Source organism: Minwuia sp., from assembly GCF_048263705.1.
Classification (GTDB): domain Bacteria; phylum Pseudomonadota; class Alphaproteobacteria; order Minwuiales; family Minwuiaceae; genus Minwuia.
The window spans coordinates 12,304-25,077 of the sequence record NZ_JBLXDV010000019.1 but is presented as its reverse complement, the minus strand read 5'-3'; the positions used below and the strand labels follow the sequence as shown (position 1 = coordinate 25,077).

9 protein-coding genes are annotated in these 12,774 nt (G+C 62.2%); 5 read left to right on the top strand and 4 right to left on the bottom strand.

Annotated features, from left to right (window positions below; all coding sequences use genetic code 11):
* The first annotated feature begins 82 nt into the window (after positions 1–82).
* Both ACN0X7_RS19290 and ACN0X7_RS19285 read left to right on the top strand, forming a co-directional pair.
* A complete protein-coding gene (locus tag ACN0X7_RS19290; protein ID WP_417520107.1) occupies positions 83–1,741 on the top strand; it encodes an AMP-binding protein in 1,659 nt (552 codons plus the stop codon).
* A gap of 59 nt (positions 1,742–1,800) precedes the next feature.
* Complete coding sequence (locus ACN0X7_RS19285) at positions 1,801–2,580, top strand: enoyl-CoA hydratase/isomerase family protein (protein ID WP_417520106.1); 780 nt, start codon at positions 1,801–1,803, stop codon at positions 2,578–2,580.
* A gap of 40 nt (positions 2,581–2,620) precedes the next feature.
* Here the strand turns inward: ACN0X7_RS19285 and ACN0X7_RS19280 are convergent, their stop codons facing one another.
* The gene (locus tag ACN0X7_RS19280) at positions 2,621–3,772 is read right to left on the bottom strand and encodes a thiolase (protein WP_417520105.1); all 1,152 of its coding nucleotides are present in this window, start codon (positions 3,770–3,772) and stop codon (positions 2,621–2,623) included.
* A gap of 25 nt (positions 3,773–3,797) precedes the next feature.
* Entirely contained in the window at positions 3,798–4,175 is a 378-nt protein-coding gene (locus tag ACN0X7_RS19275) for a Zn-ribbon domain-containing OB-fold protein (RefSeq protein ID WP_417520104.1), read from the bottom strand.
* A 249-nt stretch (positions 4,176–4,424) separates the two neighbouring features.
* On the opposite strand from ACN0X7_RS19275, the gene ACN0X7_RS19270 reads away from it, so the two are divergent.
* The 3 genes from ACN0X7_RS19270 to ACN0X7_RS19260 all read left to right on the top strand — a co-directional run bounded on the left by ACN0X7_RS19270 (position 4,425) and on the right by ACN0X7_RS19260 (position 9,388).
* Positions 4,425–6,116 (top strand): flavin-containing monooxygenase, encoded by a 1,692-nt coding sequence (locus tag ACN0X7_RS19270; protein WP_417520103.1) that lies wholly within the window; start codon positions 4,425–4,427, stop codon positions 6,114–6,116.
* 457 nt (positions 6,117–6,573) lie between these two features.
* A complete protein-coding gene (locus ACN0X7_RS19265; RefSeq protein ID WP_417520102.1) occupies positions 6,574–7,893 on the top strand; it encodes a caspase family protein in 1,320 nt (439 codons plus the stop codon).
* Positions 7,894–7,993: 100 nt separating this feature from the next.
* Positions 7,994–9,388 carry a caspase family protein gene (locus tag ACN0X7_RS19260; RefSeq protein ID WP_417520101.1) on the top strand — a complete coding sequence of 465 codons (1,395 nt, stop codon included), beginning with the start codon at positions 7,994–7,996 and terminating at the stop codon, positions 9,386–9,388.
* 137 nt (positions 9,389–9,525) lie between these two features.
* Here ACN0X7_RS19260 and ACN0X7_RS19255 read toward each other — a convergent pair whose 3' ends face one another.
* Positions 9,526–11,616 (bottom strand): CHASE2 domain-containing protein, encoded by a 2,091-nt coding sequence (locus ACN0X7_RS19255; protein WP_417520100.1) that lies wholly within the window; start codon positions 11,614–11,616, stop codon positions 9,526–9,528.
* 13 nt (positions 11,617–11,629) lie between these two features.
* Positions 11,630–12,256 (bottom strand): hypothetical protein, encoded by a 627-nt coding sequence (locus tag ACN0X7_RS19250; protein ID WP_417520099.1) that lies wholly within the window; start codon positions 12,254–12,256, stop codon positions 11,630–11,632.
* Between the last annotated feature and the right edge of the window lie 518 nt (positions 12,257–12,774).

Sequence of the window (12,774 nt, the reverse complement as noted above, 5' to 3'; positions counted from 1 at the left end):
GCGACCGACCGGATGTGGCTGTTAGGCTAAAGGACCCCACGTAACGGGGAACAGGACAACCGAACAAGCGAGCGAGACAGGCATGCCGTCAAGGATCAGCGTCGAACATTGCGAACCATCTCCGGAAACCACGGACAAACGGATTCCGCGCCGCGATCAGGTGGTGGTGAGGGATCTGATCGAACGCTGGAACGCCGAGCAGCCGGACAAGGTCTTCGCCGTGCTGGATGACGGCAGCACGTGGACCTACGCCGAACTGCGCGAGAAGGTGTTGCAGACGGCACTGGGTCTGCAGCAGCAGGGCGTGAAACAGGGCGATCACGTCATTGTCTGGATGCCGAATTCGCCCGCCAACGTGCGCATCTTCCTGGCCCTGAACTACCTGGGCGCCGTCTATGTCGGGATCAACACCAGCTATCGCGGCAGCCTGCTGGCGCATGTCGTCAGGATCTCGGACGCGCGGCTGATCGTGGCCCACGCCGAGCTTGCCCCGCGTCTGGAAGAGGTCGACAAGGCAAACTTGGAAAGGCTGATCGCGGTCGCGGGGACCCGCGCCATCGACGGTCTGGACTGCGTGACCTACGACGACGTGCTGCTGCCGGACGAAGGCACGATTGCCGCGCCCGCGCGGACCATCGAACCCTGGGACCCGCACCAGATCATCTTCACTTCGGGCACGACCGGCCCCTCCAAGGCCGTGCTGTGTTCCTACCTGCACCTCTATTCGAATGCCGGGCCGGAATCATGGCCCTGCATCACGGGCGAGGACCGCTTTCTGGTCAACCTGCCGCTGTTTCACATCGGCGGGTCCGGGATCACCTACAACATGCTGGTGCGCGGTGCTTCGATCGTGCTGGTCGAACGTTTCGATACGGCGTCCTTCTGGGAGGTCATCCGCAAGACCGAAACGACGGCGACCTTCCTGCTTGGCGTCATGGCCCAGTTCATCGAGAAGCTGCCCAAACAGGCCGACGATGCGGACAATCCGCTGAAGACCATGTTCATGGTCCCGCTGGCCGGCGACATCAAGGCGTTCGCCGCGCGGTTCGGTGTCGAGGTCTACACGATCTTCAACATGACCGAGGTTTCAACGCCGATCTTCTCGGAACCGAACCCGGAGATCCGCGGCACCTGCGGCAAGGTACGCGAAGGCGTCGAGGTCCGACTGGTCGATGACAATGACTGCGAGGTGCCCGTGGGCGAGATCGGCGAGATGATGGTCCGCACCGACCGTCCCTGGGCGATGAATTCGGGCTATTACAACAATCCGGAAGCCACGGCCCGGGCCTGGCGCAACGGCTGGTTCCACACCGGCGACGCCTTCAGGATGGATGCGGAAGGCAATTTCTATTTTGTCGACCGCATGAAGGACGCGATTCGGCGACGGGGCGAGAACATCTCGTCGTTCGAGGTCGAGGCCGATGTGACCGCGCATCCCGCCGTGCGCGAGGTCGCGGCCATCGCCGTGCCCAATGAAATGAGCGAGGACGAGGTCATGGTCGTCGTCGCGCCTGTCGAGGGCCACACCATCGATCCGGTCGAACTGATCGAGTTCCTGAAGCCGCGCATGGCGCACTTCATGGTCCCGCGCTACATCCGCATCGTCGATGAACTGCCGAAGACGCCGACCGCCAAGGTGCAGAAGGCCGAACTGCGCAACGAGGGTGTCACCGATGACACCTGGGACCGCGAAGCCGCAGGCATCAAGCTGAAGGGCGACAGACTGTCCAAGGCATCGTAAGAAAAACCCGAAAGCAAACTGACAGCCCGACAACTGCATCTCTGGGGAGGAGACACGACATGTCATCATATGGCAGCTACAAGGACCTTGGCGTCACACTGGAAAACAACGTCGCCGTTGTCGAGATCCAGCGTCCGCCGCACAACTTCTTCGATTTCGCGCTGATCCAGTCCATCGCATCCAGCTTCGAGGATCTGGGCAAGGACGCGGACTGCCGGGCCATCGTCCTGTGCGCACAGGGCAAGTCCTTCTGCGCCGGTGCCGATTTCAGCGGCAATGACGACGCCGAGGGTGTCGGGCGCGCGGGCGACCTCTATCGCGAGGCGGTACGCCTGTTCCGCACGCCGAAACCCGTCGTCGGTGCCATTCAGGGTGCCGCCATCGGGGGTGGCCTGGGGCTGGCCGTGATGCCGGACTTCCGCGTTGCATCGCCCGAAGCCCGCTTCGCGGCGAACTTCACCCGGCTCGGTTTCCATCCCGGTTTCGGACTGACCGTCACGCTGCCGCAGCTGATCGGCCATTCAAAGGCCGCGATGATGTTCTACACCTCGCGCCGCATCAAGGGCGAGGAAGCGTACGAAATGGGTCTGGTCGATGTGCTGGCACCGGCCGATCAGTTGCGCGAGGCCGCCATGTCCCTGGCTGCCGAGATTGCCGAGAATTCGCCGCTGGGTGTCGTCGAGACCCGCGCGACGCTGCGCGGTGACCTGGCCGAGAGAGTCCGCAAGGCAACCGACCACGAACTGGAAATCCAGGAACGGCTGAAGGAAACCGAGGACTTCGCCGAAGGCGTGAAGGCGACCGCAGAACGCCGCGTGCCCAACTTCAAGGGCCGTTGAATGGTCAGGGGACACCCGGACGGTGTCCCCTGCCCCGGCTCTACAGCGTCTCTTCGGTTCCCAGGATGGCCGTGACCTGACTGGACAGGAAGCCGCCGCTGCCATGTGACAGCGCCAGCCTTGCGCCCGCCACCTGCCGGCCATCGGCCTGTCCTGCCAGTTGGCGCACCGCTTCGACGATGGTGAATAGGCCGTACATGCCGGGATGGACGCACGACAGTCCCCCGCCGTTGGTGTTCACCGGCATCTCGCCGCCGGGTGCCGTACGTCCGCCCTCGAAATAGCGGCCACCCTCGCCCTTCGGGCAGAAGCCGAGATCTTCCATGAACAGGATCGGGTTGATCGTGAAGGCGTCATACAGTTCGACGACATCGATATCCTCTGGTCCATATCCGGCCTGCGCAAAAGCACGTGCGCCGGATTCGGAGGCTGCTGTCACGGTCAGGTCCGGCATCTGCGAGATGTTGTAGTGGAACGTCGCCGCCGCGGCGCCGAGCACGTGCACCGGTGTGGATGCATGATCCTTCGCGCGATCTGCCCGGGTCACCACGATCGCCGCGCCGCCATCGGTAACCAGGCAGCAGTCGCGAACGCCCAGTGGCGATGAGACACGCCGCGCCTGCAGAACGTCGTCAATGCTCAGATAGCCCTGCATGTACGCTTCGGGGTTGAGATTCGCCCACTGGCGCGCGGACACGGCGACCTCGGCCAGTTGCTCGGGCGTGGTGCCATAGTCGTGCATGTGTCGCGCGGCGGCCAGCGCGTAGGCACTGACCGGCAGGCGCGGCCGGTAGGGTCCCTCATAGGGATCGGCGCCCGCCGGTGTCACCAGCTTGCCGACCCCCGAAAGCTGATTGCTGCCGTAGGCGATCAGCGCCGTGTCGCAGAGGCCCGCATCCAGGGCGAGACAGGCCGACGCCAGATGCGTCAGGAACGCCGAGCCGCCCGTGCGGTTGTTTTCGGTGATCTTCGGCTGAATGCCCAGATACTCGGCGAAGGTGAGACCCGACAGAAAATTGTCCGGCAGACAGATGTAGAGCGCGTCCACATCGTCCGGGGTCAGGTTGGCGTCGCGCAGGGCCGAAACGCTCGCGTTGACGGCAATGTCCATGCTGCTCAGGCCCGGCGCCTTGCCGATGCCGTATGTCGCCGATCCGACGATGGCGGTCCTGCCTCTCGGAAATCCGTTCATGTGGGTGCCCTTTCAGATTGCGTCATCATGCGGGTTCGAAGACCAGCAGCGGCGTGTCGTTTTCGCGGATCACGCGCGCTTTCACGGGCATACCGATGCGCACGTCCGCAGAGGCGATCCCGTCGACACGGCTCATCATCCGCGGCCCCTCCTTCAGGTCGATCAGCGCAACGTTGTAGGGTTCCTTCGGCGGCTTCTGGCCGATCGTGGTCGTGGAATAGACGGTCCCCTCGCCCGATGCCTCGACCCATTCCAGATCCGTCGCGCCGGTGCCGGGTTCGGCGACCCGCGGATAGAACATGAACCTGCCGCTCGCGCGCCCGCGCAACAGCATGAACCTGCCCTGCTCCAGAAACGCCCGATACTCCTCCTCGGGCCTGATCGTCCCTGCGTCGTCCGTCATCGGAACCCCTCCCCCTCACGTTGTTGAGCGCTCCGAAGGTGACGCCATCGCCTGCACAAGGCAACGGTCGAAAACGGCTGACAGAAGCGGATCGCACGCACAAATTTACCTAACCTATTGATTGAAATATCAATACTCAGCCGTATCAAAATATCCCATCAAGTGTGCTATCATTGTGGCCAGGGAGAGAGACCTGCGTGGCGCACAGCCGCCCGCGGACAATCGGAAAAGACATCACAGGAGATCACCATGTCCACAGCCAGTGCAGCTCAGGGCGCACCTGACTATGAAGTCATCATCATCGGCGCGGGTGTGTGCGGTATCTATCAGATCAAGCGGATGGTCGACCTGGGCGTGAACGCGACCGTTCTCGAGATGGGCGGCGACCTCGGCGGCACCTGGTACAACAACCGGTACCCGGGCGCCCGCTTCGATTCGGAAAGCTACACCTACGGCTATTCGTTCTCGAAGGAAGTGCTGGACGAATGGCACTGGAAGGAACGCTTCTCCAGCCAGCCGGAGAACCTGAAATACCTGAATTTCGTGGCCGAGAAGTTCGATCTGCGCAAGCACATGCAGTTCAACGTCAAGGTCGAAGCCGCGCATTTCGATGAAGGCCACAACATCTGGAACCTGGAACTGAGCGACGGCCGCACGCTGAGCTGCCGCCATGTGATCATGGGTCTGGGTCTGCTGTCCCAGCCGACCCTGCCCAACGTCGAGGGCCGCGACGATTTCAAGGGCGACTCCTTCCACACCTATTACTGGCCGCACGAGGGCTATGACCTGAAGGGCAAGAAGGTCGGGATCATCGGCACCGGCGCGACCGCGATCCAGATCATCCCCGAGGTCGCCAAGGAAGCCGCCGAACTGACCGTTTTCCAGCGCCGGCCCAACTGGGCGGCACCGCTCAACAACAGCCTCATCTCCGAAGAAGAGATGGCCGATATCCGCATCCGCTACGACGAGATCTTCGAGGCCTGCTCCAAATCGCCCGGCGGTTTCGAACATCACCCCGACCGCCGCGGCTTCTGGGACGTGTCCCGCGAGGAACGACTGGAAATGTGGGACAGGCTGTACGACGAACCCGGGTTCGGAATCTGGCTGAAGAACTTCCGTGAGATCTTTACCGACGAGAAGGCCAACAAGGAGATCTCGGACTATATCGCCAGCCGCATCCGCCAACGCGTGAACGACCCGGAAGTCGCAGAGAAACTGATCCCGAAGGATCACGGCTTCGGTGTGCAGCGCGTGCCGCTGGAGACCAAGTATTTCGAGGCCTACAACCGCGACAACGTCCATCTGGTCGACATCACCGAAACGCCGCTTGAGCGGATCACGGAGAAGGGCATCCGGACCAGCGAGGGCGAGTTCGAATTCGACGTGATCATCTACGGCACCGGCTTCGATGCGATGACGGGCGCGTTCGACCACATCGACATTCGCGGCGTCGGCGGCCAGAACCTGAAGGAGAAGTGGGATCAGGGCGTGTCGACGTACCTTGGCGTCATGATCCACGGCTTTCCCAACCTGTACATGCCCGCCGGCCCGCAGAGCGGCTCCGCCTCGACCAACTATCCGCGCGGGATCGAGACCGGCGTGAACTGGTGCACCGATCTGCTGGAGCACGTCTGGGAACACGGCTACCAGCGCGTGGAGGCCACCGCCGAGGCCGAGAAGGAATGGACCGAGCACGTCGTCAGCATGTATTCGTCGATGCTGATGCGGAAGGCGAAGTCCTGGTTCACCGGCTACAATTCGAATGTGAAGGGGCACGAGCACGGCAACCCGCGATTCCTCGTCTACAACGGCGGCTCGCCCAAGTACGTGCAGCGTATCAATCAGGTCGCGGCCAGCGGCTACGACGGTATCGACTTCACCCCCGGCGCGCCGCAGGGCGGCCGCATGACAGCCGAGCAGATGGGCGACGCCGCCGACTGACCGGTCCGATCGTGGCCGAACGCCACCGGACAAAGAAAAAGGGCCGCGTCATACGACGTGGCCCTTTTTTGGTTGCGGGGACGCGCAACCACCTTTTCCGAACTCGGCGGTAGCGCCTTGGCAGTTGCGGGGGCAGTATCAATCCAAGGCTCTACGCTGTCGATGCCAGTTTGAGTCAAGCCTTTGGAATGGTATCGACAATCAACCGAGCGTGCGGGATGTGCAGATTCTTGTGCGAAGCTATCTGCTTTGACCCGCAATAGAAGCCGTGCATCCACACCGGCGAATTACCTGTAAAATGGACTGAAGTGAACATCCAGGTTGATCCGGTGGTTGATGGCCTGTTGGCGACGTGATCGCGGCCACCCGGATCGTCAAATTGATCTGACAAGCCAGAAACGCCGCTGCTAGCATGCAACCTCAGATCCCGTTTGACCTGATCTTTCGAGGAGGGCGCTTGTCCGACCACACCATAGCGAACATTGGCTGCAATGGCCGTGGCGAGGACCGGGATCAATTCCAGCATCTTGTTGCCGCGATGGTTTTCTTGCTTGCCCTGTTTGTGACCGGCGCAGTGGTCGCCGAGACACGCGTGGCGCTTGTGGTCGGCAATGCTGACTATGGCGCGATGGGGCGCCTGAAAAACCCGGTCAACGATGCGCAACTGGTGGCCGAAACACTGCGCGAAGTCGACTTCCGTGTGATTGAACTGATCAACGCTGACCAACAGACGATGAAGCGCGGCGTGCGCGATTTCGGTCGTTGGCTGAGGCGGGCTGGACCCGAAGGTGTAGCGCTCTTCTATTTTGCCGGCCACGGCGTTCAGGTTGCCGGCCGCAACTATCTGCTGCCGGTGGAGGCGAAGATCCTGGCCGAGGGTGATGTCGACATCGAATCTGTCGCGGCCGACAGCATTCTCGATCAGATGGAGCACGCCAACACCGGCGTGAACATCGTCATCCTGGATGCCTGCCGTAACAACCCCTTCCAGCAGGGATTTCGCTCAGCGGGTCGCGGACTGGCACGGATGGAGGCCCCGACCGGCAGCTACATCGCCTACTCGACGGCACCGGGTCAGCTGGCGATGGACGGGGATGGTCCCAACAGCCCGTTCACACTTTCTCTGGCCAACGCCATGAAACAGCCCGGCCTGAGTATCGAACGGGTCTTCAAGAAGGTTCGGCAGGAAGTTGCCCGCATCAGCGAGGAACGACAGATTCCATGGTCCTCCTCATCGCTGATCGGCGATTTTTCCTTCCGCGGTGTATCGGCCGCGACCAGCACGCCACATCACCAGCCGCCGGCAGCGACCCAGGACTCCCGGAAAACTGCCAGCAACGACTTGCCCGTCCCACGCGGAAGGCCCCTTCCAGCTGCGCCACCTGCCAACAAGAAGGGCAGCCTGCCGCATATTTCGCAGGTGCCTCCAACGCGGCCTACAGCGATGGACGGGCTGTGGATGCTTGCAGCGAACAATATCCCCTACCAGATCGAGGCCGGCCGTATTTATGCCATGGCCGAGTACATGCACCTCCTCGTGTTTCCGGTCGAAGCACATGACGTTGTGGTCACGGATGTGGCGCAGACCGGGCCAGGCGAGCTTGCCGGACAGGACCTTGCTCTGCTCGGCTCCTGGACAGGGCGGCTTCAACCGGACGGGACGATGGCCATTCTGGTGCATGGCGCGTTAGGACCATTCAACAGCAAGCTGACACCGATCAAACTGTCCGATCCTCAATGGTTCGCGCAGGAGGTGGCATCGCTTTCCGGCCGGTAGGTGTATTGTCAGACAGAACCAAAAGCTGACTTTGCATTTTTGTGTTTCTGAATGAGATACTGGCACTCGTCCGGCTGACCACATTGGAGCATTGTGCTTGTTGAGTATCCTTTTCAACTTAGGCCGGATGGCCCTCGTCGGCTTGCTCTTCGCAGCTGCGCCCATCGCGCTGCAAAGCCTGCCGGCAAATGCCCAGGAGCGGATCGCACTTGTGATCGGAAACGCTGACTATGGCGCAATGGGCAAGTTGAAAAACCCTGTGAACGACTCACGCCTGATGGCGGCCACGCTGCGCGAACTCGGATTTCGGGTGATTGAATTGATCGACGCCGATCAGCAGAAGATGAAGCGTGGGATACGCGACTTCGGACGCTGGCTGCGCCGGGCCGGGCCGGACGGTGTGGCCCTGTTCTACTATGCCGGCCACGGCGTGCAGGTTTCCGGTCGCAACTACCTTCTGCCCGTAGAGGCGCAAATACTGGCGGAAGGCGACGTCGACATCGAATCTGTCGCAGCCGACAGCATCCTCGAGCAGATGGAGCACGCCAACACCGGCGTGAATATCGTCATTCTGGATGCCTGCCGGAACAACCCGTTCCAGCAGGGGTTCCGCTCGGCGAACCGGGGACTGGCGAGGATGCAGGCACCGACAGGCACCTATATTGCCTACGCGACCGCGCCGGGCCAACTCGCTATGGATGGCGACGGGCCCAACAGCCCATTCACCCGCAATCTGGCGGAGGTCATACGCGAGCCGGGGATCAGCATCGAGACTGTCTTCAAGCGCGTCCGCCAGAGGGTCGCAGCCTTTTCGGAAGAGCGTCAGATTCCCTGGTCCTCTTCCTCGCTGATCGGTGACTTTGTCTTCAATCGAGAGGGCCGTTCCGCGCAGTTTCCATCGCCGCAGCCTGCGGAGCCGCAGGGCACCGGTTCCCGAGCGGAAATTCTTTACTGGGAGAGCATAAGGGATTCCGACGATCCCGTTCTCTTCCAGGACTACCGGCGGCGCTTCCCGAACGGCGTCTTCACGGCAATCGCCGAGGCCCGGCTGAGGGCCCTGACTGTGGAAACGAGCCCCGCCCGGGAACAGCAGATAGCCGTGACCCGCCCGCTGCCTTCCGCACCAGTGGCCGGGATCGCCGCTCCGGCCCGTCCCGTCGACTGTGGCAGCCTCTTGGAGAGAGCATCATCAGGCCCCGCCCCGCCCTATTGCCTGGAGATCCGCCGCGGCGGCGCATTCGAAGTTTCGGAGGAGTGTGGCGCAATCTCGACCCGCGGACTGAGCGACAATCGTGGCCGGGAGCGCAGTGCCCGCCTCGACGCCGGCGATATTGTCGCGATAACCGAGACCCAGATCATCCATTACTACGGCGAGGAGACGCGCTGTTACTGGATTTCGGCCCACGAATCCGATGACCTTTCCGGCCTGGACGACTGGGTCATCGTCATTCCGGAATCAGATTTGCGCTTGATCCGCCTGCACGAGGCCGAGTGACGCGCACAGCACTTGCCGAGTTTTGGCTCCTGGAATTCAGCGGACTATTGGCGCCAGTGGCAGGGCTACAGAGTGCGGCCGGAGGCCTTCCGAGTGCGACATCGGCATGACACCGGAGCTTCAACTGATGCTCAGGATCATTTTTTGTCCAGCACTGTAACACCCGCCCAGCGCTCGGGCGGGTCGGCGAACAACGCGCGGGCGTGCTCCAACCGATGAGCAGCCACCGGATCGGTCGATGCGAGAGCGGAGAAGCCTTCCGCTGATTCTGCAAATCGTCCGGCCGAAAAGGCTTGCCGCGCGGCCTCGAAGGCAGCCAGGTGAGTTTCGGACAGTCCTGTGGTCGGCCCGAAGATGTCGGTCGGCTCGCTGCGGCCGACCACCTGAACGCGGTCGATCAGACGCAGATCCTTCGCGCCGCTGGCCTGCGCCGTCGCCCCACTCAGCAACACCGTGGAACCGTATCGCTTGTTCAGGCTCTCGAGCCGGGCAGCAAGGTTCACCGCGTCGCCCATGACCGTGTAATCGTAGCGCTGCACCGAGCCGATGTTGCCTACCAGCGCCGGTCCCGTGTTCAGCCCGAGTCGCGTCGGCGGCCATGGGCGGCCAGATCGGACCCGGTCATCGGCGAACTCGGCGAGGCGAGCCTGACAAGCGCGTGCGGCGTCGACGGCGTGGCGGGCGTGATCGGGATCGTCCAGCGGTGCGCCGAAGACGCCGACGACGGCATCGCCGATGTATTTGTCGATCATGCCCCTGTGGCCGATGATTGTCTCCGTGACAATGGAGAGGTAGTCGTTCAGCGTCGCGACGAGGTCTTCAGGACTCATGCCTTCCGACATCTTTGTGAAACTTGCGAGGTCGGAGAACCAGACGGTGACTTCCCGGGTCTCGCCACCAAGTTCCGGTGCGCGTCCGGATGCGACCAGTTCCTCGACAACTTCCGGGCTGAGATAGCGCGCGAAGGAACGCCTGAGATGACGTTTGTCACGATCGGTGATGGCGAATCGATAGCCATAGCTGACGCCGCCGGCCATCAGCAGGGCCACCTCCGCCGACAACCAGGGTGTGACCAGGCCGGCTGAAAAGGCCCAGAGCGCTCCGAAAGCTGTGAGCAGAACAAGGCATGTCACCCCCGCTGCGGCGGCCAGTGCCGACGCGTTCAACACCAGAAGGCCGCCAGCAAAGCCCAGGATGAAGACAAGCAGAACCGTGCCCCGGGGAGGAAGCGCAGCAAGTGCCGTGCCGTTCATCATGTCGTTGACGGCGCGGGCGTGGATCATGACACCTGGAACTGTCTGACGAGCTATCGCGTCGCCATATACCGACGCCATGACAGGGTGCACGCACCGCCCGGCGAAGTGATCGCCATCGCGGCGGCCTAGGTAGCGGGCGGCCGTAGTCTTGCGGTCCTCCAGATCCAGTACAGAACCGATAATCACCACGCGGCCAGCGAAGGCTTCTCTCAGATATCCGGTTCGGCCGGTTCGGGCGCAAGCCAGGATGTCAGCCAGGCTGTAGAGCGGCACAGCTCCCGGATCGGCGCGGAAGTTCAGAATGAGGCCGCCTCCGGAGGCCATTGTCGCTTCGCGACCCCCCAAGATCAGCCTGTTTCCTTCAACCTTTGGCGCAGCCTGCATTGCGCGACCGGCAAGTTCGACGGCAAAGGCGGTGGTCTGGTTGTTCTGGTCACCAAAAAGCACGGGCGCGCGCCGGATTACGCCATCCGCATCTGTCAGAAGGTTGACCAGGCGGATGTTCGTTTCACCGCGCGCCAGCATCCGATGCACAGGATGGGGTCCGATACGCTCGCCCTGATGGCGTGCCGCACCAAGAACGATACGACCCTCTGCCGCACCGCGTGCCAATGTGGCGAGATAGGGACGGTCATTGCCGGGAAGAAGACTTTCGAGGCTGGTTGGCAGGATTACATCCTGACCGACCACCACGGCGCCGGCGTCCAGCACCGCGCCGATTGCCTCCCCCAGAAGAGCCGTCCAGGCCACCTTGGGCAGGCCCTCGAATGGTGGCCGACGATATGTTTCCTCGTCGATAGCGACAACCACGGCAGAAACGGGACTGGCCATTTTCGGTTCAAGACCCAGGGCGTGCCGTGCAGGAAAAAGGAAGTCCGCCGAAAGGCCACCAAGCCAGGATGCGGCCGGCGTCGCAAGGACAAGTAGCGTGGCAACGCCGCTGATGGCGGCAGCCGCAAGGATACCCTTCATCGGCTTCACGCGGTCAGAAGCGGACAAGGCGCGTCAAGGCGGGACCTCCGACCGCCTGTGCATCGAAGTCAATCTCGATGGTGCGGGTACGGCCACGGGCGCTGATCTCGTATATACCGCCTGCAGCGAGAAGGATCCCGCGCCGGGCGAAATCTACTGCACGGCCGGGCGAACCCAGCCGTATCGGATTGTCTGGCATGTCAGTTCGCTGGATGACAACAGCCTCAGGCGGCAAGTCGAAGATCAAGAGTGGCGCGAGATCATTGAGCAACGCAGGCGTCATGGCGCGCGGGTCTCGCCAGGCACTCGCGCCGCTTTCCTGCCGTTCTGACGCCGAAAGTTTCACGTGCTCGCCGCAAGACAGCGTCGTGCGCTCCACGGCCCCGCCCTGAACCGCGCTTTGTCGTTCGCCGATGGTGACCTGTCCCGCAGTAATGCGCTCGTGAATGCACGAGACTGGATAGCCGAGCACCAGCATGTGCCCACCGGTGAGATCGATCTGCTCACCTTCCCTGAGAAATTGGAAAGGCTCCAGACCCAGACCGGGGTCCGAACTTTCCACCAGCGCCTCAAAGGCTTGAGTAGCGGTCACGGGCAAGGCGAAAGCGAGCGCCGCGCCGGCAACTTTCCATTTGTGCATGTCCGCCTCTCTAAAATGATTTCCACCCTTTGGTCATCGATCTTGTCAGACAAAGCCGGATGCGGCGAGTCAGTGGCCTGGATCACCGCGCGGCGGCATCCGGTTTGATCCGAACTGTCCTGACAGATCACCGTCCACCCGAGGGTGTGTTGCGTCCCCATCAATCACAGCAGAGCGTCCGGCTGCGCCCATCGTTTCAATCGCGAAATGCGGAGATATCGGCGACATCGAGACGGCGGAAATTTCTCCGACCGCACGGAACCAGAAGCCAAACGGGCCAACCTCGATGAGGGGACGGCCCGTTCGGTATCAATGGTTGCGGGCGCGCGCAAGCATCTTCATCCGACACGGTATCGGGGACCTATGGTTGCGTGGGCCGGTCACCAGCGTTGATTAAAAATGGTTTCAGGATGGGTACCCAAGGTATCTCGGCCTCCCCTTCGCAGACAACTTCGATGTCCAGGCTTCATAAATCCATACTGAACGGCTTCAGTCTGCAGCTTGATTGAATCGGCAAT

Bases quoted from the DNA above. Each gene is read 5' to 3' on its own strand.
- ACN0X7_RS19280 (WP_417520105.1), bottom strand. From the start codon at position 3,772: ATGAACGGATTTCCGAGAGGCAGGACCGCCATCGTCGGATCGGCGACA.
- ACN0X7_RS19270 (WP_417520103.1), top strand. From the start codon at position 4,425: ATGTCCACAGCCAGTGCAGCTCAGGGCGCACCTGACTATGAAGTCATC.
- ACN0X7_RS19290 (WP_417520107.1), top strand. From the start codon at position 83: ATGCCGTCAAGGATCAGCGTCGAACATTGCGAACCATCTCCGGAAACC.
- ACN0X7_RS19275 (WP_417520104.1), bottom strand. From the start codon at position 4,175: ATGACGGACGACGCAGGGACGATCAGGCCCGAGGAGGAGTATCGGGCG.
- ACN0X7_RS19250 (WP_417520099.1), bottom strand. From the start codon at position 12,256: ATGCACAAATGGAAAGTTGCCGGCGCGGCGCTCGCTTTCGCCTTGCCC.
- ACN0X7_RS19255 (WP_417520100.1), bottom strand. From the start codon at position 11,616: ATGAAGGGTATCCTTGCGGCTGCCGCCATCAGCGGCGTTGCCACGCTA.
- ACN0X7_RS19285 (WP_417520106.1), top strand. From the start codon at position 1,801: ATGTCATCATATGGCAGCTACAAGGACCTTGGCGTCACACTGGAAAAC.